Below are 22,645 nucleotides of genomic sequence, written 5' to 3' on the forward strand. Positions count from 1 at the left end.
GTGCGGCTGGACATGAAGCTGACCGCCGGTGGCCGCCGGCTGGCCGTCGCCGCGCTCGTGCAGTCCGTCGGCATCGGGCTGTTCATGGCCAGCTCCATGGCGTTCTACACCCTGAAGATCGGCCTGAGCGCCAACCAGGTCGCCCTGGGCCTGGCCACGGCCGGCGCGGTGGCGCTGGGCATCTCGCTGCTCGGCGGTGTGCTGGCGGACCGCTACGGCGCGCGCCGGGTGGTCGCCGCGGTCTACCTGGGCCGGGCGGTGTGCTTCGGCGCGTACGCGTTCGTGCGGACGTTCTGGGAGTTCCTGGTGGTGACGCTGTTCGCCGTGGCGTGCGACCGGGCCGGGCCGCCGGTGCTCCAGGCGCTGGTCGCCGCCGCGGTGCCGGAACCGCACGAGCGCACCCGGCTGCTGGCGGTGATCAACGCGGTGCGCAACTTCGGCACCGGGCTGGGCGCGATGGCGGCGGGCGTCGCGCTGACCACCAACACCATGCTGGCCTACCGCGTCACGCTCAGCGGCATCGCGGTGGCCTTCATCGGCGGCGCGGTGCTGGTACTGCGGGTGCCGGAGGAGGCGCCGGCCGAGCCGGTCCCCCCGCAGCCGGGCGAGCGGCGCTCCGCGCTGCCGGACCGGCGGTACCTGGTGCTGACCGGCCTGAACTTCCTGCTGTCGTTCTTCGACGGACTGCTGCTGGTGGCGATGCCGGTGTGGGTGCTCCAGCACACCGACGCGCCGCGGGCGACGGTCTCGGCACTGTTCGCCTCCAACACGGTCCTGGTCCTGCTGCTCCAGATCCCGGTGAGCCGGTTCGCGGTCGGGCGCCGCAGGACCGCGCGCATGGTGACGTACGGCGGCGGGGTGATGGCGGTCTCCAGCCTGTTCTTCGCCACCGCCGGCGGCACGGTGGGCTGGTACGCGGTGGGCTGGCTGTTCGCCGCGGTGGTGGCCCTGTCGCTGGGGGAGGTCGTCATCAACTCCGCCGTGTGGGACCTGTCGATCTCCCTGGCGCCGCCGGCGGTGCGCGGCCGCTACCTGTCGTTCTTCAACCTGGGCATGGCCGGGCAGCGGGTGCTGGGGCCCATCGTGATCACCGGGCTGCTGCTCGGCTCGGGCACCGTGGGCTGGGTAGGAGCCGCGGTGGTGTTCGTGCTGGCCGGGGTCGCCACCGAACGGGTGGCGCTGGGCGCCGGCTCGCGCACCGCGACGCTGGTCGATGCCTGACCCGCGCGGCGCCCGGGCCGGCCGGGCGGCGAACGCCGGGGAGCCGGCCGGCACATGACGAGAGAAAGGGACCGGAACGTGCGTGTGGGATTTGCGGGACTCGGAGCCATGGGGGGCGGCATGTGCCGCCGGCTCGCGGACAGCGGATTCGAGGTGCTCGCCTTCGACCTCGACCCGGACGCCGTGCGGGCGGCCGGTGAACACCCCGGTGTCACCGGCGTCCCGGACGCCGCCTCGCTGGCCGCTCCGGTCGTGGTCACCATGCTCCCCGACGGCTCCGCGGTGCGCCGGGTGGCCGACGCGCTGCTGCCCTACCTCGCACCGGGATCGCTGCTCGTCGACTCCGGGTCCAGCGCGCCGGACGGCACGGTCGAACTGGGCCGCGCGGCGGCCGCGCACCAGGTCGACGTGGTGGACGCGCCGGTGTCGGGCTCCCCGGCCGCGGCCCGCGCGGGGGAGCTGACGCTGATGGCGGCGGGCGCGGCGGGGCCGCTGGACCGAGCGGAGCCGGTGCTGTCGGCGCTCGGCCGGGTGCACCGCGTCGGACCGGCCGGCGCCGGCCACGCGCTGAAGGCGCTCAACAACCTGCTGTCGGCGATCAACCTGGCGGCGGTCGCCGAAGTCATGCTCGCCGGGCGGGAGTTCGGGCTGGAGCCCGGCGTGATGCTGGCGGTGATCAATGCCTCCACCGGCCGCAACCACGCCTCCGAGACCAAGCTGCCGGACCACGTGCTGTCCGGCACCTTCGACTCGGGCTTCGCCCTGCGGCTGATGCTGAAGGACATCCGGATCGCCACCGCGCTCGAACGGGCGGCGGGCGGCCCGGCGTCGTTCGGCCGGGCCTGCCAGGAGCTGTGGGAGAAGGCGGGGGCCGAACTGCCCGGCACCGCCGACAACGTCGAGGTCGTGCGCTGGCTGGAGCAGGCCGCGGGACAGGAGTTGCGGGCATGACCACCACCCCCTCACCGCGGATCGCGGTCATCGGCGGCACGGTCGCCACGTTGCGCAAGGCGCGCGCCGCCGGGTTCGACGTGGTCTGGATCCACGGCCCCCACGAACTGGACCGGGCCGGCCTGGAGTTCGTGGCCGAGGCCCACCTGACGGACTACCGGGAACCGCGGGCCGTCGCGGACCTGCTCACCGCGGTCCACCGCATCAGCCCGCTGGTGCGCGTGGTGTCGATGATCGAGGACGGCCTGGAGTCCGCCGCCGCCGCGACGAGCGCGCTCGGGCTGCCGGGCAACGGGCTCGACGTCGTGCGGGTGCTCCAGGACAAGCTGGCCTTCCGCACGCTGCTGGAGGAACGCGGCGTCGAGGGCGTCACCGCGCGGCTGGGCCACACCGAGCAGGACATCCGCGCGTTCGTCACCGAGTTCGGCCCGGCGGTGATCAAGCCGCGCTACGGCTCGGGCAGCATCGGCGTGCGCATGGTGCCCGGCTTGGCCGCCGTCACCGAAGTGGCCGCCTGGGCGCGGGAGTTCGGGCTGCATACCTTCTTGATGGAGCGGTACCTGCGGGGCGCCGAGCTGAGCGTGGAGACCTTCACCTTCGGCGGCCGGCACACGGTGATCGCGCACACCGCCAAGGAGATCCTGGACTCGTTCGTGGAGATCGGGCACGTCCAGCCCGCCGGCCTCGACCCGGCGGTCGCCGCCGAGGTCGACGCGCTGGTCGTCCGGATGCTCGACGCGGTCGGCTTCCAGGACGGTCCCGCCCACACCGAGGTGATCGTGACCGACGACGGACCGCGGCTGGTGGAGTCGCACAACCGCCGCGGCGGCGACCGGATCGCCGACCTCGTCAACGTGGTGCACGGCGTGGACACCGACGCGCTGGCCTTCCTGTGGTACGCGGGCCGCACCGCGCCGGTGACGCCGGGTCCGCCCCGCGGCGGCGGGGCCATCCGGTTCCTGACCGCCGAGCCGGGGATCGTGGAGAGCGTGGAGGGCGCCGAGCAGGTGCGCGCCGACCCGCACGTGGTCGACCTGCAGATCGGCGTCGCACCGGGCGACACGGTCTCCCCCATCGCCTGGTCCTACGACCGCTCCGGGCTGCTGCTGGTACGCGGCACGGACGCGCAGGACGCCCGGCGGCGGGCCGTCGACCTGGTGTCGCGCATCACCATCCGCACCCGGCCCGACGAGAACGGGCCCCGGGTGCGCACGATCGCGGCCGTGGCGCCCCGACCCGACCGGCTGCTCGGCGCCGCCCCCGAGCCGACCCTCTGAGTGACGGACGACATGACGACTGCCACGAGTGCCACGACCACCGCACCGCACCGGAGCCTGGGCGCCGGTTTCCTCCAGCACGCGCGCACCCGTCCCGACCGGATCGCGCTGACCATCGGCAAGCGCGCGTACACCTACGCCGAGGGCGCCGACATCGCCCTGCGGTGGGCCGCGCGGCTGACCGACGCGGCCGGCGGGCGGCCCCGGCGGGTCGGGGTCTTCGCCCACCGCAGTGAGGCCTCCTACTTCGGCACGCTGGCCGCGCTGTTCGCCGGCGCCGCGTTCGTCCCGCTCAACCGGCGCTTCCCGGTGGAGCGCACCCGCACCATGCTGGAGCGGGCCGACCTGGACGCGCTCATCGTCGACGAGAAGTCGCTGCCCCAGCTTCCGGAGCTGCTGCGCGGGCTGGCCCGGCAGCCGGCGCTGCTGCTGCCGTCCGCCGACGGGGAGTCCCTCGCCGTCGCGGGCGGCGGGCCGGTGTTCGGCGCGGCCGACCTGGCCGCCGCCGCACCGCTGGGGCAGCCGCCGGCCGTCCCGCCCGGCGACCCGGCCTACCTGCTGTTCACCTCCGGCAGCACCGGGGTGCCCAAGGGCGTGCCGATCACCCACGCCAACGTGCGGGCCTTCCTCGACGTCAACCAGGACCGCTACCGGCTGACGGCCGCCGACCGGCTGTCGCAGACCTTCGACCAGACCTTCGACCTGTCGGTCTTCGACCTGTTCATGGCCTGGGACGCCGGGGCCCGGGTGTGCTCCATGGACCCCATCGAACTGCTCGCGCCCTACTCCTACCTGGAGCGTGAGGAGATCACCGTGTGGTTCTCGGTGCCGTCGGTGGCGGCCGTGCTCGCCCGGCGCGGCAGCCTGGCGCCGGGGAGGATGCCGACGCTGCGCTGGAGCCTGTTCTGCGGCGAGGCGCTGCCGTGCGGGACCGCGCAGGCGTGGCAGGCCGCCGCCCCGCACTCGGTGCTGGAGAACCTGTACGGGCCGACCGAACTCACCATCGCCTGCACGGTGTTCCGCTGGGACCCGGTCACCGGCCCGGCGGACTGCGTGCACGGCAACGTGCCGATCGGGCAGCCGTACCCGGGGATGAGCGCGCTGGTCGTCGGCGAGGACCTGGCGCCCGTCGCGGACGGCGGGACCGGTGAGCTGTGCATGGCCGGGCCGCAGACCTCGCCCGGCTACTGGCGGGCGCCGCAGCTGACCGCCGAGCGGTTCTTCGAGCGGGACGGGCGGACCTACTACCGCACCGGCGACCTGGTGCGCCGGCAGCGCGACCACTACGTCTGCCTCGGCCGCGACGACCAGCAGGTGAAGGTCGGCGGGTACCGGATCGAGCTGGGCGAGATCGAGGCCGAACTGCGCCGGGCCGGCTGCGAGCAGGCCGTCTGCCTGCTGTGGCCCGACCCGGCGACGATCACCGCGGTGGTGTGCGGCGCCGACGGCGATCCGCAGGAGCTGGCCGGGGCGGCCGCCGGGCGGCTGCCGGCCTACATGGTGCCGAAGTCGGTGCGGGTCATCGACGAGATGCCGGTCAACGGCAACGGCAAGACCGACCGCAACGCGCTGCGCGCCTGGCTCGACGACCGGGCGGCCCTGGTATGACGCGCTCCGCCGACCGCCCGACCCATCGCAAGACCGACTGCCTGCCGGAGGGGAACCATGAGCAGCGTTGACCAGCTCATCGCCCGCACCCTGGGGATCGACGAGGGGAGAGTCACCGAGGACCTGGAGTACCAGTCCATCAGGGAGTGGGACTCGCTCGGCCACGTGTCGCTGATGGTCGCGCTGGAGGGCGCCTACGGGGTGACCGTCGACGACGAGCTGACGCTCGCGCTGCGCACGGTCGGCGCGATCCGGGAGTTCGCCGGCGGCGACCGCTCCCCCGGGCCGCCGCCGGCCGACGCGGAGAGCGCCAGGACCGTTGTGCACCGCGGGCTGGAGGGCATCCGCTTCGACCACACCACGGTCACCCGCATCGACGGCGCCGAGGGCGTCCTGGAGTACCGCGGCTACAGCATCCACGACCTGGCCGAGCACGCCTGTTTCGAGGAGGTCGCCCACCTGCTGGTCAACGGTGAACTGCCGGACGCCGCCGCCCTGGAGGCGTTCGGCAAGGAGCTGCGCGCCCACCGCGAACTGCCCGCGCCGGTGCTGGAGCTGGCCCGTTCGCTGGCGCACGCCCACCCGGTGGAGGCGCTGCGCACCTGCGTGTCGGCGCTCGGGGCGTTCGGGCCGGCCCGCGCGCGCGGCACCGACGAGAGCCAGGAGGAGGCGCGCGCGGCGGGCGTCGCGCTGATCGCCCGGATCCCGATGCTCGTCGCCGCCCACCACGCCTTCCGCAGCGGGCGCGAACCGCTGGTGCCGGCCGAGGACAGCTCCTACGCCGAGGCGTTCTTGACCGTGCTGCTGGGCGAGCGGCCCACCCCGGCGGCGGTGCGGTTCATCAACAAGGGCTTCATCGTGCACGCCGACCACAGCTCGAACGCCTCGGCGTTCACCGCGCGGGTCGCCATCGGCTGCCGGGCCGGGATGACCGCGGCGCTGACCGCCGCCATCGCGGCGTTCGCCGGCTCGGTGCACGGCGGCGCGGCCGAGCGCGTCGTCGGCCTGATCGACGCGGTGGGCTCGGCGGACCGGGCCGAGGAGTACGTCGCGGCGTTGCAGGCCCGCAACGAGCCGGTGATGGGCTTCGGCCACCGGGTGTACCGCACGGAGGACCCGCGGGTGCGTCATCTGCGGTCCACCGTCGTGGAGTTGAGCCAGGAGCGCGGCGACACCGCCGGCCTGGACATCCTGGACGCGGTGGCCGCCGCCATGCGCCCGTACGGCCGGCACGGCGTCGCGCCGAACGTCGACCTGTACGCGGGGCTGGCCTACCGGCTGCTGGGGCTGCCGGACGACCTGTCGGTGGCGATGTTCGTGGTCGGCCGGACCGCGGGCTGGGTGGCGCAGGCGCTGGAGCAGCAGGCGAACAACGTGCTGATCCGGCCGCTGCTGGACTACGTCGGCCCGCGTTCGCGCCCCTACCCGGGGGCCGCCGGGGCCGGCGCGTGAGCGGTCGCCCGCCGCTGGGGGCCGCGCGGGCCCGGTGCGACGGGCGGTGGTGGGCGCCGGAGGGGCGGGACGTTTTGCCAGGACGAGGAAAGTGAGTTCCACGTGATCAGCTGGGAGCAGCTCGCCGGGCGCGAGTGCGGGTTGTACAGCCTGCCGCGGTTCGCCGCGGACAGCGGGCTCGACCTCGCCGCCGTGCCGTACACCGGCCGGGTCCTGCTGGAGTCGCTGCTGCGGGCCGGTGAGCCGGAGCGGGCCGCGCTGCTGGGCGAACGGCTGGCGCGCGGTGCGGACCCCGACCTGGAGATGGCGTTCCGGCCGGCCCGCGTCCTGGTGCAGGACTACACCGGCATCCCGCTGCTGGTGGACCTGGCGGCGTTGCGCAGCCGGGTGGCGCGGCCGGGCCGGGTCAATCCGGCGCTGCCGGTCGACGTGGTCGTGGACCACTCGGTGCAGGCGGACTGGGCGGGCCGGCCGGACGCGCTGGCGCTCAACGAGGCGCTGGAGCTGGAGCGCAACCAGGAGCGGTACGCGTTCTTGAAGTGGGCGCGGCACGCGTTCGACGGGCTGCGGGTGATCCCGCCGGGCCGCGGCATCGTCCACCAGGTGAACCTGGAGCAGTTGGCGACGGTGGTGGCGACCGGCCCGGACGGGCTGCTGTCGCCGGACACCGTCATCGGCACCGACAGCCACACCACGATGGTCAACGGGCTCGGTGTGCTGGGCTGGGGCGTGGGCGGCCTGGAGGCGGAGGCGCTGATGCTGGGCCTGGCGCAGCCGATCCGGGTGCCGCCGGTCGTCGGGGTGCGGCTGACCGGCGCGGTACGCCCCGGCACCTCGCCCACCGACGTGGTGCTCACCCTGACCCGCCGGCTGCGCGAGGAGAACGTGCGGGGCGTGCTGCTGGAGTTCACCGGTCCCGGGGTGGACCAGCTGTCGGCGCCCGACCGCTGCACGGTGGCCAACATGGCCCCGGAGTACGGCGCGATGGCGGCGTTCTTCCCGGTGGACGGCGAGACGCTGCGCTACCTGCGGCAGACCGGCCGCCGCGAGCGGGACGTCGCGCTGGTGGAGGCGTACTGCGCGCACCAGCGGCTGCTGCGCGAGGGCGACGGGCCGCGCTTCGGCCGGACCATCGAGTTCGACCTGGGTGGGGTCGGGCCGAGCCTGGCCGGCCCGAGCCGCCCGGACCAGCGGATCTCGCTGAGCGAACTGCCCGGCTCCTTCGCGGAGTTGAGCCCGCGGCCGCCGCGCGGCACGCCGCTGGTCGCGGAGGGCGACATCGTCATCGCGTCCATCACCTCGTGCACCAGCACCTCCAACCCGAAGGCCATGCTGGCGGCCGGGCTGGTGGCCCGCCGGGCCGTCGAGCGCGGCCTGACGGTGCCGGGACACGTCAAGACCAGCCTGTCGCCCGGGTCGCGGGCGGTCACCGAGTACCTGCGGAACGCGGGCCTGCTGGCGGACCTGGAGACGCTGGGCTTCCACGTGGCCGGCTACGGCTGCATGACGTGCAACGGCGGCAGCGGCCCGCTCAACGAGGGGGTCGGGGAGGCGGTCGACCGGGAGGGGCTCGCGGTGTGCGCGGTGCTCAGCGGCAACCGCAACTTCGAGTCCCGGGTGCACGCCCAGGTGCGCGCCGGGTACCTGGCGTCGCCGGCCCTGGTCGTGGCGCTCGCGCTGGTCGGCCACGTCCGCGTCGACCTGGACCGCGAGCCGCTGGGCCACGACCGCGACGGCGTGCCGGTGCTGCTGCGCGACCTGTGGCCGGACGCCGCCGAACTGGCCGCGCTGGAGGCCCGGTTCATCACGCCGGAGCTGTTCGCGGCCGGGCCGGGGCCGGAGGCGGGCTGGGAGGCGATCGGCGCGCAGCAGGGCGAGGTCTTCGACTGGGACGAGGCGTCCACCTACATCCGCAACCCGGTCTACGTCGACGCCGCCGCCACCGGCGCGCTGCGCGGGGCCCGGGCGCTGCTGGCGCTCGGCGACGACATCAGCACCGACCACATCTCGCCGGTCGGCGCGATCGCGGCGGACTCCCCCGCCGGCCGGTACCTGAGCGAACGCGGGGTGCGCGACTTCAACTCCTTCGGTTCGCGGCGCGGCAACCACGAGGTGATGGCGCGCGGCACGTTCGGCAACCCGCGGCTGCGCAACCACCTGCTGGACGACGGTTCGGGCCCCGGCGACAGCGGCGGCGCGACGCTGCACGTGCCCAGCGGTGAGCGGCTGCCGGTCTTCGAGGCGGCCGAGCGGTACGCGCGGACCGGCACGCCGCTGATCGTTCTGGCCGGGCGCAGCTACGGCATGGGCTCGTCGCGGGACTGGGCGGCGAAGGGGCCGTGGGTGCTGGGGGTGCGGGCGGTGCTGGCCGAGAGCTTCGAGCGCATCCACCGCGCGAACCTGTGCGCGATGGGCATCCTGCCGCTGCTGCTGCCGGCGGGCCGGTCGTGGGCGTCGCTGGGCCTGACCGGGCACGAGGAGTTCGACCTGGCGCTCGACGGGATGCGTGACAGCGGCGAGGTGGGGGTGCGGGCCGGCGCGGTGGCCTTCACCGCCCGCGCCGAGGTGCAGTCGGCCGGTGAGTGGGACGTGCTGCTGGCCGGCGGTTCGCTGCCGTACCTGCTGGGCCGGCTGGACAAGCTGGAGAAGGAGGAGCAGCGGTGAGCGAGCGCATCCTGCGGGAACTCGGCCTGAGCGCGGTCGCCGGCACCGACGAGCTGGCCGCCCGGGCCAAGAGCTTCTCCCCGGTGCACCTGGGCACCCAGGACGTCCGCATCGGCACGCTGCTGGACCTGGTGCACCGCGAGGAGGGACTGCTGCCGCCGCGCACCGGGCACCTGGGCAACTGGGAGGACATCGCGCTGGGGCGGTCGGGGCCGATGGACTTCAACACCGCGGTCTGCGGCGCCGGCCACGGCTACCCGCTGATCTACGGCTTCACCCGCACCGAGGCGGACACCGAGGGCGGCGACGACGTGTACCTGCCGGGTTCGCTGGTCGAGGGGGGCGTGCGGCGGATGCTGCCGCTGTACACCTGGGACGGGCGCCGGTTCGCGCTGCGCGACCGCGGCCGGCCGCTGTTCTGCCCGCTGGTGCAGACCGACGTCGACGGGCAGCTGACCCCGCTGGTCGACGTGCACTGGCAGCGCATGGTGTCGATCACCGGCTACCGCTTCGAGCAGTGGGCCACCTCGCTGGTCGCCAACGCCCCGCTGCTGGTCGACATGCTCTGCGCGCTGTTCGCGCAGGCGGCCGCCGAGGACAACCCGGCGCGGCTGCTGTCGGAGCTGATCAGCCACGCGGTGCGGCTGGACGGCGAGGTGGGCCGCTGCGACCTGGTGCCGGACGGCGACGGCTACCTGCTCGACGGCCACCGCTACCCGTCCGCCCGGGCCCTGGCGGAGGCGGTCCTGCTGCCGCTGCGGGCGCTGACGGAACCGCGGTGGTTCTTCTCGCAGATCGCCACGATGCCGCCGGTGCTGCCGGTGGTGTCGCTGCTGCTGACCAACGTGCTGTTCGCGCTGTTCGGCGACCACCGCCCGGACGAGAGCGGCATCCCCGCCGAGGGCCCGTTCATCACCCATCTGCACTGGGGCGCGCGGGCGATGGCGGGCTGCCCGCCGCGCCGCAGCGGCTACTTCGGGCGGCGTTCGCGGGTGCGGCCGATGCGGTCGATCACCACGCCGCTGGTGCGCGACTTCCCCGAGGTGAGCCCGATCTGCTTCGTGCTGCTGCCGGCACCGGTGTTCATGCTCTGCCCGCCCAGCACGTCCCCGAAGGACGCCGAGCTGCTGGCGGGGCTGTTCCGGTCGGTGCGCGCGGTGCGGCCCGAGGCGGCCTACGACACGGCGCTGGCGCAGCTCGCGTCGCTCGGTGGTCTGTCGGACTACCTGCTGGGCCGGTTCCGCACCGGCAGCGGCGTGCCGCACACCGGTGAGCCGCGCGAGCCGGCGGTGCCCGTGGAGCCGGAGGGCTTCCGCGATCTGACGTTCCGTCAGGCGTCGTCGATCGTCGCCGCGTTCGAGGAGGTGACCGCGTGAGGTTCGCCCACCGCCCGCTCACGGTGACGCTGGCCGAGCCCTTCGTCAGCAACCGCGGGGTCGTCACCGAGGTGCGCCAGTCCCTGGTGACGCTGTCCTGGCAGGGCCTGACCGGCTACGGGACGGCGCTGGCCGCCGAACCGGCGGAACTGGACGCCTGCGCGCCCGCGCTCGACGGCGCCTCACCGCACGCGCTGCGCGGCGTGCTGGCCCGGCTGGCGGCGGCCCGGGTGCGGCCGAACGTGGCGGCGGCGGTCGACATGGCCCTGCACGACCTGCTCGGCAAGGCCGCCGGGCAGCCGCTGCACCGGCTGCTGGGGCTGGCCGGCCTGCCGCTGGCGCCGACCGCGCTGTCCATCGGCGCCTGCCCCGACGACGAACTCGCCCGCCGAGGACGGCAGTTGGCGGACTGGCCGGTGCTGAAGCTCAAGATGACCCCGGCGGACGACGGCAGCCGCGCCGGGGTGCTGCGTTCGGTCTACGGCGGGCGCATCTGGGTGGACGGCAACGGCTCCTGGTCCCCCGAGGGGGCGGTGCGGGTCGCGCGGGAACTGCACCGGCACGGCGTCGAACTCCTCGAACAGCCCATCGCCCCCGGCGCCCTGGACGACCTGCGCGGCGTGCACGAGCGGTCGCCGGTGCCGGTCTTCGCCGACGAGGACTGCGCCGGACCGCAGGACGTCCTGCGGCTGCGCGGGCGCGTCGCGGGGATCAACGTCAAGCTGACCAAGTGCGGCGGGCTGCACGCCGCACGGGAGATGATCACCCTGGCCCGGCACTGCGGGCTGCGGGTCATGCTCGGCTGCAAGAACGAGAGCGCGCTGGGCGTGACGGCCATGGCCCAACTGGGCGGCCTGGCCGACCACCTCGACCTCGACGGCCATCTCGGCCTGGCGGACGACCCGTTCACCGGCACCACCGTCACCTCGGGGGCGATCACCGTGCCGGACGGCCCCGGCCTGGGCGCCAGCACCGGCGAGGCCCGCCCGGGAGAGCCGGGGGCGCTGCCATGAGACCGCGCCGCGCCGCACCGGCCGGCTTCCGGCCCGCGGCTGCCCCGGCCGGGCGGCCACCCCTCACGGCCGCCGGGGGCATCGCGGCCCGCCCGGCGGGCTCCCCCGTCCGCCGTCCCCGCTGACCCCGTCCGCCCCACCTCGTACGATCGGAGAGAATCCACCGTGAGCGCGCACCGCCGCATGATGAAACTCGGCGCCTTCCTGCCCGCGCCGGGCCACCACGTCGCCGCCTGGCGGCACCCCAACGCACGCCCGGACGGCGGCCTCGACTTCGACTACTACCGCTCGATCGTGCAGACCGCCGAACGCGGCAGGTTCGACATGGTCTTCCTGTCCGACGGCGCGGGGGTGCGTACCCACTACAAGGACGCCGACGAGCTGAGCCGGCAGGGCCGCATGGTCCACTTCGAGCCGCTGACCCTGCTGTCCGCGCTGGCGGTGCACACCACCCACATCGGCCTGACGGCGACCGCGTCGACCACGTACAACGAGCCGTTCCACATCGCGCGCAAGTTCGCCTCGCTGGACTTCCTCAGCGGCGGGCGGGCCGGCTGGAACGTGGTCACCTCCGTCACCGACGTCGAGGCGCAGAACTTCAACCTCGACAAGCAGCCCGACCACGCGGCCCGCTACCACCGCTCGCGCGAGTTCATGGACGTCGTCACCGGGCTGTGGGACAGCTGGGAGGACGACGCCTTCCTCTACAACAAGGAGTCGGGCCGCTTCTTCGACCCGGCCAAGCTGCACATCCTGCACCACAAGGGCGAGCACTTCTCGGTACGCGGCCCGCTCAACGTGCCCCGCCCGCCGCAGGGCCACCCGGTCATCGTGCAGGCCGGCTCCTCCCCCGACGGCCAGGACTTCGCCGCCCAGTGGGCCGAGGTGGTCTTCACCGCGCAGCAGACGCTGGAGCAGGCGCAGACCTACTACCGCGGCATGAAGCAGCAGATCGCCGGCCACGGCCGCAACCCCGACGACGTCAAGATCCTGCCCGGCGCGTTCATCGTGGTCGGCCGGACCAGGGCGGAGGCGGAGGACAAGTACGACACCCTCCAGTCGCTGGTCGACCCGGTCGTCGGGCTCGGCCTGCTCACCGGCCAGCTCGGCAACGTCGACATCTCCGGCTACCCGCTGGACGGCCCGCTGCCGGAACTGCCCGCCACCGAGGGCAGCACCAGCAAGCAGCAGCTGATCTACCAGCAGGCCAAGCGGCAGGGCCTGACCATCCGCGAGCTGTACCTGAAGGTGTCGGCCGGCCGCGGCCACCGCTTCCTGCTCGGCACGCCGGAAACCATCGCCGACGAGCTGGAGGAGTGGTTCGTCAACGAGGGCGCCGACGGGTTCAACATCCTGCCGGACTACCTGCCCGACGGTCTGGACGCCATCGTCGACCTGCTCGTGCCGGAGCTCCAGCGGCGCGGGCTGATGCGCACCGAGTACGAGGGCCGCACGCTGCGGGAGAACCTGGGCCTGCCGCGGCCGTCGTTCACCACGACCCCGGTCGAGCCGTGACCATCGACGGGCCGGCGCTGCGCGGCGTGCTGAGATCGCACGCCGCGGGCGTCGCGGTGCTCACCGCCGCCGGCCCCGACGGGCCCGCGGGGGTGACCATCACCTCGTTCACCTCGATCAGCGCGACCCCCGCGCTGGTCTCCTTCGCGCTGGCCGACACCTCCACCACCTGGGCCCGGATCAAGGACAGCCGGTGGTTCGGCATCCAGCTGCTCGGCGCGGACCAGGCCGAACTGGCCGCGCGCTTCGCCACCTCCGGCGCCGACCGGTTCGCCGCGCCCACCCGCTGGCACACCGGGCCGCAGGGCGTGCCGCTGCTGGACGGCTGCCTGTCGTGGCTGGTGTGCTCCCGGCACGACCAACTCCGGCTCGGCGACCACCACCTGGTCGTCGGTGCCGTGGAGCACGCGCAGGCCGGCGAGCCGGGCGACAGCCTGGTGCACCTGCACGGCGCGCTGCGGCCCGTCGCAACCATCCATCCCGCGAGGACCTGACCATGCCCAAAGTTCTGCTGTTCTCCCGCCAGCCGCTGGCCAAGCGCCCGCTCCACGAGTGGCTGGACGCCACCGGGGACAGCGTCGTGCTGATCACCACGCCCAAGGCGGTCGCCGGCTGCGAGGACCTGCTGGCCGAGCGCTTCCTCGGCCACCGGCTGGTGGACGACTACCACTCCTGGGCGACCGAGCGGATCGCGGAGGAGGCCGCCCGGACCCACGGCGTGGAGCTGATCGCCAGCACCAGCGAGAGCGACGTGCTGCGGGCCGCCCGGCTGCGCGAACGCCTGGGCCTGCCGGGCCAGCACGGCGACTCCGCGACCGCCTACCGCGACAAGGTCGCCATGAAGCGGCTGGCGCGCGCCGCGGGGCTGGGCGTGCCGTCGTTCACCGCCGTCGACGGGCCGATGGACCTGCTGGACTTCGTCGAGGCCGAGGGCTACCCGGTGGTGGTCAAGCCGCGGGCCGGCTCCGGTGCCGAGGACGTCGCCATCCTGCACGGCCCGCGGGACCTGGACGCCTTCCTCGGCCGCCAGCGGCAGTCGCCGGTGCTCTACCTGCCCGGCCAGTGGATGGCCGAGGGCTTCGTGCGCGCGCCGTTCTTCCACGTGGACGGCATCATGGCCGGCGGCCGCGTCGTGCACGGCTGGCCGTCGCAGTACAACGGCGGCATGGCGGAGTACGCCCGCGACGAGTCGGTGCTCAGCACCCAGCTGCTGGCCCCCGGCGACGAACGCCGCGCCACGCTCATGCGGCTGACCGGCGACCTGGTGGCCGCGCTGCCGGCGTCCCCGCTGCCGATCGCCTTCCACCTGGAGGCGTGGATCGGCGAGGACGGCCGCGCGGTGCTGTGCGAGATCGCCTGCCGGGCCGGCGGCGGGCTGATCGCCGACACCTACGAGCGGGCGTTCGGGGTGCACCTGGCCAAGGAGGGGCTGCGCGCCCAGTGCGGCTCGGCGCTGTCGCTGGCCGAGCAGCCGCCGGCCCCGGCGCGTCTCGGCGGCTGGGCCTACTTCCCGCCCGGCCACGGCACCTTCGTGGCGCCCGCCGAGCGGTGCCCGGTGCCGGGCGCCGACCTCACCGTCCACCGGGAGTCCGGCGCGCGCGGCGACGGCATGGCCAGCGTGGTCGACGCGGCGGCCAGCGTCCTGGTCACCGGGGACAGCGCCGGCGAGGTGCGCGAGCGGATGGCCGCCGCCGTCACCTGGTGGCACGGCAACGCCCGCTGGGTCTGACCCCGCCGCCGCCTCCCCGGCGGACCCGCCGATCCGGGTTCCGGGACCCCGCCGTCCGGCGGCCCGGGACCCGGCCGCCCCGAAGCCGTATCCGAACGGGAAGCGAACCAGCTCATGGGCAAGTTCTACGACGTCCTCACCCCCGCCCTGCGGGAGTTCATCGCGCGGGCGCCGCTGTTCTTCACGGCCACCGCACCGCTCGCGGCGGACGGCAGGGTCAACGTCTCGCCCAAGGGCGGCATGGACACCTTCGCGGTCCTCGACGACCGCACGGTGGCCTACCTGGACCTGATCGGCTCGGGCGCGGAGACCATCGCCCACCTGCGGGAGAACGGCCGCATCACGCTGATGTTCTGCTCGTTCGAACGGCAGCCGAAGACCCTGCGGCTGCACGGCCGGGGCCGCTGCGTCTTCCCCGGCTCCCCCGAGTGGGACGCGCTCATCGGCCGGTTCGGCGACCACCCCATCCCGCGCTCGGTCGTCGTCGTCGACGTCACCCGCATCACCGACTCCTGCGGCTTCACCGTGCCGGAGATGACGCTGGTCAAGGAGCGCGACCTGCAGGACCAGTGGGGTGCCCGCAAGTCCCCGCAGGAACTGGAGGACTACATGCGGCTGAAGAACACCCGCAGCATCGACGGCCTCCCGGCCCGCCCGCACCGGCCGGTGACCTCCCCGGCGCCGCTGAGCTGACGCGGGCGCGGGGAGGCGCCGGTGCGGCGGGGCCGCTTCGTTTGGGGCCGGGCGGGGCCGGTCCCGGGGCGGTCGGTAGCGTGGCGCGGGACGGGTGGGCGGACCTGCGGCGGGCCGCCCGGCGGACAGTGAGGAGCGTGCGCGGTGGATGCGCAGTGGGCGGTGTTCGACCTGGACGGGACCCTGGCCGACACCCGGCACCGGTTGCGGTTCGTGGCGGGCGCCGCCCGGGACTGGGACGCGTTCTTCGCGGCCGCCCCGGACGACCTGCCGCTGGCCGAAGGCGTCGCCCTGGTGCGGCGGTTCACCGGGGACGGCCACCGGATCGCCTACGTCACCGGCCGGCCGGAGCGCTGCCGCGCCGACACCGTCGACTGGCTGCGCCGGTACGGCCTGCCCGACGGCGACCTGGTGATGCGCGGCGCACGCGACCGCCGGCCGGCCCGCGAGACCAAGCTGGAACTGCTGCGCCGGCTCGGCGGCCCGGCCCAGGTCGCCGTGGTGGTCGACGACGACTCCCAGGTCTGCGACGCCTACGAACGCGCCGGCTTCAGCGTGGTGCGCGCCACCTGGATGACCGCGTCGGCCACCTTGGCCCGCGCCCAGCACGACGACGGCCGCACCTGACGCGCCGGGGACGACCGCGCCCCCGGTCCGGCCGCCGTGACGGGGCCGGGCCGGGGGCGTCGCGCTGACGGTGCGTCAGGACTCCGGTTTCCAGGACTGGTTGGCGCTGCCGGTGCAGGACCAGATCTGGGTCTGGGTGCCGTTGGTGGTGGACTGGCCGGTGTCGTCGAGGCACTTGCCGGACTGCGGGTTGAGCAGGGCGCCGTCGGACTGGGGCTGCCAGACCTGGGCCCCGGTGCCGTTGCAGGTGTAGAGGTCGACGAGGGCGCCGTTGGCGGTGCCGCCGCTGACCACGTCGAGGCACTTGCCGTCGGCGTGGATCGCGCCGTTGGTCTGCTCGCTCCACTGCTGGCCGTTGGTGCCGTTGCAGCTGTAGACGGCGACCGCGGAACCGTCGACGTTGCTGTCGGAGGTGACGTCGAGGCACAGGCCCTGGTAGCCGACCAGCGGGGTCGCGGTGGCCCCGGTCGGGGTGGGCGCCACCGTCCACAGGAAGGTGGCGGTGTCGAGCGCGCCGGCCGCGTCCTTGGCGGTGACGGTGACGGTGCTGGTACCGGCGGTCTTCGGGGTGCCGGTGATCAGGCCGGAGCCGGAGATCGAGGTGCCGGACGGCAGGCCGGAGGCGGTGAAGGCCGGGGTCTGCCCGGACGTGGTGTCCTTCGCCGCCACCTGGAGCGACACGGCGGTGCCGGCCAGGCCCTCCTGCGCGCCGGGGCTGGTGACGGTCACCGGGTGGCCGAGCTGCGCCGAGGTGACCGACAGCGTCCCGGACAGCGGCAGGGAGGTCTCGGAGTCGCCGACCTGGACGGTGTACGAACCGGTGCTGGTGGCCCAGGCGTTGCTGGTGGCGTCGTAGTACCGCAGGTTCTGCTGGGTCAGCGGGAAGGTGACCGTCCGGCTCGCGCCGGCCGCCAGGGTGACCCGGCTGAAGCCCTCCAGCTGCCGAGACGGCTCACCGGACGCCGCCGGGTCGGTGACGTACAGCTGCGCGACGTCCGAGCCGGACCGCGACCCGGTGTTGGTGACGGTGGCCGTCACCGTGGCCTGCCCGCCGGCGGTCAGCGGGTTCACCTGGAGGTTGCTGTAGGAGAAGCTCGTGTACGACAGGCCGTAGCCGAACGGGAAGAGCGGGGTGAGGTTCTTCGCGGTGTACCAGCGGTAGCCGACGTCGAGGCCCTCGGAGTACTGCACGGTCCCGCCGGTCCCCGGCCACTGCGCGGTGGTGCTGGCCGGCACCTGGGAGATCGAGGTGGGGAAGGTGACCGGCAGGTGGCCGGAGGGGTCGACGTCGCCGTACAGCAGCGCGGCGGCCGCGGTGCCGTCCTCCTGGCCCGGGTACCAGCCCTCGATGACGCCCTTGACGGACGACAGCCACGGCATGGTGACCGCGGAACCGGTGTTGAGCACCACGACCGTGTTCGGGTTGGCCGCGGCGACGGCGGATATCAGCGAGTTCTCGGCGCTGGGCAGCACGATGTCGCTCAGGTCGCTGCCCTCGGACTCGAAGTCGCTGACGAACACCACCGCGACGTTCGACGCGGCGGCCAGCGAGGCGGCCGACGAGGTGGACGAGCCGTTGTCGTAGCTGACGGTGACCCCGGAGCCGGCCCGCGCGGTGATGCCCTGCAACGGGGTCACCGTGCCGCTGGAGTCGACGCCGGCGCTGCCGCCGCCCTCGGTCTGCGGGCTGTCGGAGGCGTCGGCGCCGATGACCGCGATGGAGTGGGTGGCCGACCCCAGCGGCAGGACGTTGCCGCTGTTCTTCAGCAGGACCGCACCCTCCTCGGCCAGTTGGGTGGCGTCGCTCTGGTGGGCGGAGCTGGTCGCCGGCTCCTTGGGCGAACCGGTGGGCTCCTTGTCGAACAGGCCGAAGGCGAACATCTCGGTGAGGATGGGGGTGACCATCGAGTCCAGGGTGGCCTTGCTGACGGACCCGGCGGTGACCGCGCCGCCGAGCGCGCTGCCGAAGTAGCCGTCGTCGCCCGGCATGTCCTGGTCCAGCCCGCTGTTGGCGGACGGCGCGGTGGAGTGCGTGGCGCCCCAGTCGGAGGTGACGAAGCCGGCGAACCCGAACTGCTGGCGCAGCACGGTCTGGAGCAGGTACGGGTTCTGGCAGGCGTAGCTGCCGTTGACGGTGCTGTAGGAGCACATCACCGAGGAGGCGGCGCCCTGCTGGACGGAGTCCTGGAAGGCGGGCAGGTAGATCTCCTGCAAGGTGCGGTCGCTGACCACCGCGTTGTCGGAGCTGGTGTTGCGGCTGGTCTCCTGGTTGTACGCGGCGTAGTGCTTGACCTGCGCCATCGTGCCGGTCGACTGCACACCGACGATGTCGGCGGCGCCCATCGTGCCGTTGAGGTAGGGGTCCTCGCCGATCGACTCGAACGCCCGGCCCCAGCGCGGGTCCCGCACGATGTTGATGGTCGGGCCCAGGTCGACGGTGGTGCCCTTGGCGGCCTGCTCGGCGCCGATGGTCTGGCCGTAGAGCTGCTCGGCGCCGGTGTCCCAGGTGGCGGCGATGTCGACGGGCGCGGGCAGCTGGGTGACGTCCGGCAGGCCGTCGCCGACGCCGGCCGGGCCGTCCTGGAGGTTGACCGCCGGCACGCACAACGAGCCGATGGCCGGGGTGAAGCCGACATAGCTGGAGCCGCCGGAGCCGGTCAGCAGCGAGATCTCCTGGGTGTTGGTCATCTTCGCCAGCAGCTGGCTCACGCGCTGGGCGACCGGGGCGGTGGAGTCCACCCATGGACAGGCGGCGGGCGCGGCCCGCGGGGCGGGCGCGGCCTGCGCGGCGGCCGGCAGGCCGGTCGCGCCGATCGCCGCGGCCGCGGCGGCGAACACCGCGAGCAGCCGTGTTCTTCGTTGACGTGCCGACGTGATGGAACAGCGCATGATGCCTCCCGACACCCGCCGCACCGAAGCGCCTCCGGCACGGTCGCGCCGGTGCGCCTGACAGCCTCGCGCCGCCGGCGTGAGGTCCGTTCACCGTCGGGCCGCCGCGTCCGCCGTGGTGGGCGGCTCGGCTGCTCACGGGCCGATCATGTCTCCCCGGGGCACCGCGCACACCGCTGACCGTGCGGGAAGTGCCTCCGTCGTGCCGTGCGTGGAGCGCCCGGGCACCAGTGCCGGGAATGTCATCCGGAATCCGTACGTTCCCGGATGTCGTCCGGGATCCAACACCTGAGGAGCCGTCACTGTCAATGCTCCCGACCGGATCGGCCCGGCCGGGTGAGGCTGCGGTGACATGCCGCGTTCGGCGCAATGGGACGGACGGGGGCCGCCACCGGGACAGACTGGGGCATCGGGATCGGCTCAGGGGCGTGGTGTGGCGGAGAACAGGCAGTCCCTGGACCGGCTGACGGCGTTCAGCGACGGTGTCTTCGCCATCGCCTCGACGGTACTGGTCCTGCAGATCACGGTGCCGGGACTGGGCGACCACACCTCCGGGGCCCGGTTGCGGTCGGAACTTGCCGGGCAGTCGGGGCAGTTCCTCAGCTACGCGGCCACCTTCGTCGTCATCGCGGCGTTCTGGCAGCAGCACCGCCGGCTGTTCCGGCTGGCGGTCCGGCACGACGAGTGGGCGGCGCGGCTCAACTCCGCGTTCCTGCTGCTGATCGCCTTCCTGCCCTTCCCGTCCGCCCTGGTGGGCCGTTACGGGACCAACACGACCGCGGTGGTCTTCTTCGACCTGTCCGTCATCGCGGTCGGCTGCGTCTTCGTGGTGCTCCTGCTGCGGCTGCACTTCGCCGGGCACCTGGGCGGCCGGCTGCCGCCCGCGTACCGCGACTGGATCATGGTGCGCACCCTGTCGGTGTGCGGGGTGCTCGCCGCCTCCGCCGCGGTCGCCCTCGTCAGCCCGAGCGCGGCCACCTACCTGTGGCTCGCCATTCCGCTCGTGCTCGTCGGCGTCAACCTCCGCTACCGGTCGGTGATCCGCCGGGCCGCCGTGGCGCAGGACGATCCGTCGGGGTGACCCCGGGCGCCGGGTGATGGCGTCAACGGTACGGCGGCGGGGCGAGGTCGGCCGACGGCGTCCGGTGATCCGCTCCCGGGGCCGGCGCGGGTTCGCCGGGCGCCGCGGGTTCGACGAGCGCCGCGGGCACGACAGGCGCCGCGGGCACGACAGGCGCCGCGGGCACGACAGGCGCCGCGGGCACGGCAGCGGTCTCCCCCGGCGCCGTGCGCAACGAACGGCATTCGCGCGGCGCGGCCCGGGGTGCCGTACGCGGGACCGCCGCCGGGCGTCCCCGTCGCGCGGGTCCGTGCCCGGCGGCGGGGACGCGTACGCGGCGTCCTGGGGGCGTCAGCCGGTGTAGTCGACGATCTCCTGGGCCCGGCCGCCGGTGGCCTTCGCGACCCAGGCGGGGTCGCCGAGCAGGGCGCGGCCCAGGGCGATGACGTCGAAGTCACCGCGGTCGAACTGCTCGGCCAGCAGGCGCAGCCGGTGCGCCCGGGAGTCGGCCAGCGGGGCGCCGTCGGAGCGGAACTCGGTGTCGACGCCGACCGATCCGACCGCGATCACCGGGGCGCCGGTGAGCTTCTTGACCCAGCCCGCCAGGCCCAGCCGGGCGTCCTCACCGGTGAACTCCGGCTGCCAGTGCCGCCGGGTGGACGGGTGGAAGACGTCGACGCCGGCCTCGTGCAGCGGCCGCAGGAACCCCTCCAGCTCGGCCGGCGTCCGCACGATGCGGGCGTCGTAGTGGCCGGGCTTCCACTGCGAGAAGCGGTAGACGACCGGGAAGCCGGGGCCGACCGCGGCGCGGACCGCCTTGACGACCTCGACGGGGAAGGTCATGCGGGCCGCGCTGCCGTAGCGGTCGGTGCGGCGGTTGGTGCCGGACCAGACGAACTCGTCCAGCAGGTAGCCGTGCGCGCCGTGCAGCTCCAGGCCGTCGAAGCCCCACTGCTTGGCCAGCGCGGCGGACTCGGCGAAGTCGGCGATGATCGAGTCGATCCCGGCGGTGGTCAGCTCCTCGCCCAGCGGCGCGCCGTCCAGGTCCACGCCGGAGGGGCTCTTGGACGGCACGTCCGGGTGGCTGTCCGGCGACGCGCCGCGCAGGACGCCGTTGTGCCACAGCTGCGGGATGATCGCGGCGCCCTCGGCGTGCACCGCCTCGACGACCGTGCGCCAGCCGGCGCCGGACTGCTCGCCGTGGAAGCGCGGTATGCGGCTGCTGACGCTGGAGGCGGGGTCGCGGACCACCGTGCCCTCGGTGATCAGCAGCCCGGTGCCGCCGGCCGCCACCGCCCGGTAGTGATCGACGCTCCACGGGCCGGGCACGCCGTCGGGCGAGCGCTGCATGGTCATCGGCGCCATGGCGAAGCGGTTGCGCAACGACAGGCCGGCGGCGGAGAACGGGGTGAGCAGCGGCGCCAGGGCCTCGGCCGTACCGGCGGCTTCGGCTGCGGAGTACGCGGACATCAGTGACGGTCCCATCGGTTCGACAAGTGAGCTACGGCATCGTGCGGCGGGCGGGGCCCACCAGGGACGACGCTCCGGGACCCGCCGGTATTCCGCGCCGCCGAGCCGTTCGCACAGCGTTCATGTACGACCACCGGCCGCCGTGCAATCGCCACCGCTGCGGCGGCCTCGCCGCCGCGTTCCTGCCCCGGCGCTCCCGCCGCGCTCCCGTCCCGGCGCTCCCGCCGCCGCTGCCGCCGCGCCCTCGCCACCGCGCGCTCGCCGCCGTGCTCCCGTCCCCGTGCGCTCGCTCCGACCGCCCTACGGCCCGGCGGCCCGCGGTCACCGGGCGCGGGCGTGCCGGAGAACCGACCGCAAGCGGGCCCGGAGAACGACCGCGGGCCGGCCCGGCGGCCGTGAAGGCGCCGGACCGGCCCGCGGGCCGGGCTGTGTCAGTTGCTGCTGACCTTGCCGGCCGGGCCGGTGGCCAGCGCGGCGCCGGGCGTCTCCAGGGAGACGGCCTTGACGATGCCGGCGTGCAGGTCGGCCGCGGAGATGCGCGTCGCGGAGCACAGCGGCTTCGCGGCGGCGTTGGCCGCGGGCGCGCCGGCCGGGCCGGTGGCCAGTACGGCGCCGGGCGTCTCCAGGGAGACGGCCTTGACGATGCCGGCGTGCAGGTCGGCCGCGGAGATGCGCGACACGGAGCACATCGGCTTCGCGTCGGAGTGGACGGTGGCGGCGTCGGCGGAGCCCGCGGCCACGATTCCGGCGGCCAGGACGGTGGCGGCGACGACGGCGGCGCGTGCGCCGGTGGAGTGCTTCATGGTGTCCCTCACAATGTCGGTGAGATCAACTCAGCTGACCGGTGCCGTCTGCCGGCCCGGGTGGAACCGTCGGACACGAACCGGGCGCCCGTTCGAACGGGCCCCCGGCACGGCACTGTAGAAGAAGCCGTCCCCGGCCGCGAGGCTCCTGGCCCCAACCTGCCAGCAGCGGCGCCCGGTTGGGGCCCGTATCGCCGCCGCGGGGGCCGTGGCGCCGGGCGCAGGAGGGCGGGTGGCGCGGTGCGCCGGCAGGCCGGCGCCCGCCCGTTCCCCGGTCGTGCGCGCCGGGGAACGGGC

General features: G+C 74.4%; 17 protein-coding genes. 14 read left to right on the forward strand and 3 right to left on the reverse strand.

Annotation, left to right across the window (positions count from 1 at the left end):
- The 13 genes from POF43_RS28060 to POF43_RS28120 all read left to right on the forward strand — a co-directional run bounded on the left by POF43_RS28060 (position 1) and on the right by POF43_RS28120 (position 16,126).
- Positions 1–1,221: an MFS transporter gene (locus POF43_RS28060; protein WP_271322511.1), complete on the forward strand. Its 1,221-nt coding sequence runs from the start codon at positions 1–3 to the stop codon at positions 1,219–1,221.
- 54 nt (positions 1,222–1,275) lie between these two features.
- Positions 1,276–2,172: an NAD(P)-dependent oxidoreductase gene (locus POF43_RS28065; protein WP_271312620.1), complete on the forward strand. Its 897-nt coding sequence runs from the start codon at positions 1,276–1,278 to the stop codon at positions 2,170–2,172.
- A complete protein-coding gene (locus POF43_RS28070; RefSeq protein ID WP_271312619.1) occupies positions 2,169–3,449 on the forward strand; it encodes an ATP-grasp domain-containing protein in 1,281 nt (426 codons plus the stop codon). Before POF43_RS28065 ends, POF43_RS28070 begins: the two co-directional genes overlap by 4 nt.
- A 12-nt stretch (positions 3,450–3,461) precedes the next feature.
- Entirely contained in the window at positions 3,462–5,057 is a 1,596-nt protein-coding gene (locus POF43_RS28075; RefSeq protein ID WP_271322512.1) for an amino acid adenylation domain-containing protein, read from the forward strand.
- 57 nt (positions 5,058–5,114) lie between these two features.
- Positions 5,115–6,509 (forward strand): citrate/2-methylcitrate synthase, encoded by a 1,395-nt coding sequence (locus POF43_RS28080; protein ID WP_271322513.1) that lies wholly within the window; start codon positions 5,115–5,117, stop codon positions 6,507–6,509.
- A gap of 102 nt (positions 6,510–6,611) precedes the next feature.
- Positions 6,612–9,173, forward strand: coding sequence for an aconitate hydratase AcnA (gene acnA, locus POF43_RS28085; protein ID WP_271322514.1), 2,562 nt, complete (start codon positions 6,612–6,614; stop codon positions 9,171–9,173).
- Complete coding sequence (locus POF43_RS28090; protein WP_271322515.1) at positions 9,170–10,549, forward strand: DUF6025 family protein; 1,380 nt, start codon at positions 9,170–9,172, stop codon at positions 10,547–10,549. Before acnA ends, POF43_RS28090 begins: the two co-directional genes overlap by 4 nt.
- Complete coding sequence (locus tag POF43_RS28095) at positions 10,546–11,562, forward strand: mandelate racemase/muconate lactonizing enzyme family protein (RefSeq protein WP_271322516.1); 1,017 nt, start codon at positions 10,546–10,548, stop codon at positions 11,560–11,562. The genes POF43_RS28090 and POF43_RS28095 overlap by 4 nt, the downstream gene beginning before the upstream one ends.
- A gap of 165 nt (positions 11,563–11,727) precedes the next feature.
- Positions 11,728–13,077, forward strand: a complete 1,350-nt coding sequence (locus tag POF43_RS28100) for an LLM class flavin-dependent oxidoreductase (protein ID WP_308217775.1) — start codon at positions 11,728–11,730, stop codon at positions 13,075–13,077.
- Positions 13,074–13,571, forward strand: a complete 498-nt coding sequence (locus POF43_RS28105; RefSeq protein WP_271325318.1) for a flavin reductase family protein — start codon at positions 13,074–13,076, stop codon at positions 13,569–13,571. Before POF43_RS28100 ends, POF43_RS28105 begins: the two co-directional genes overlap by 4 nt.
- A gap of 2 nt (positions 13,572–13,573) precedes the next feature.
- Positions 13,574–14,806, forward strand: a complete 1,233-nt coding sequence (locus tag POF43_RS28110; protein WP_271325319.1) for an ATP-grasp domain-containing protein — start codon at positions 13,574–13,576, stop codon at positions 14,804–14,806.
- A 114-nt stretch (positions 14,807–14,920) separates the two neighbouring features.
- On the forward strand, positions 14,921–15,499 hold the full coding sequence (locus tag POF43_RS28115) for a pyridoxamine 5'-phosphate oxidase family protein (protein ID WP_271312611.1): 579 nt from the start codon (positions 14,921–14,923) through the stop codon (positions 15,497–15,499).
- Between the two features lie 144 nt (positions 15,500–15,643).
- Complete coding sequence (locus tag POF43_RS28120; RefSeq protein ID WP_271316761.1) at positions 15,644–16,126, forward strand: phosphatase domain-containing protein; 483 nt, start codon at positions 15,644–15,646, stop codon at positions 16,124–16,126.
- A 75-nt stretch (positions 16,127–16,201) separates the two neighbouring features.
- On the opposite strand, the gene POF43_RS28125 is transcribed toward POF43_RS28120, so the two are convergent.
- A complete protein-coding gene (locus tag POF43_RS28125) occupies positions 16,202–19,015 on the reverse strand; it encodes a glycoside hydrolase family 3 C-terminal domain-containing protein (RefSeq protein ID WP_271323804.1) in 2,814 nt (937 codons plus the stop codon).
- A 433-nt stretch (positions 19,016–19,448) separates the two neighbouring features.
- Between POF43_RS28125 and POF43_RS28130 the strand changes: the two genes are divergently transcribed.
- Positions 19,449–20,096 (forward strand): TMEM175 family protein, encoded by a 648-nt coding sequence (locus POF43_RS28130; RefSeq protein ID WP_271323803.1) that lies wholly within the window; start codon positions 19,449–19,451, stop codon positions 20,094–20,096.
- A 330-nt stretch (positions 20,097–20,426) separates the two neighbouring features.
- On the opposite strand, the gene POF43_RS28135 is transcribed toward POF43_RS28130, so the two are convergent.
- Positions 20,427–21,545, reverse strand: a complete 1,119-nt coding sequence (locus POF43_RS28135) for an oxidoreductase (protein ID WP_271323802.1) — start codon at positions 21,543–21,545, stop codon at positions 20,427–20,429.
- 431 nt (positions 21,546–21,976) lie between these two features.
- A complete protein-coding gene (locus POF43_RS28140; RefSeq protein WP_271315052.1) occupies positions 21,977–22,348 on the reverse strand; it encodes a hypothetical protein in 372 nt (123 codons plus the stop codon).
- Positions 22,349–22,645 lie beyond the last annotated feature (297 nt).

Origin of the sequence: Streptantibioticus silvisoli, from assembly GCF_027947535.2 — a bacterium.
Classification (GTDB): domain Bacteria; phylum Actinomycetota; class Actinomycetes; order Streptomycetales; family Streptomycetaceae; genus Streptantibioticus_C; species Streptantibioticus_C silvisoli.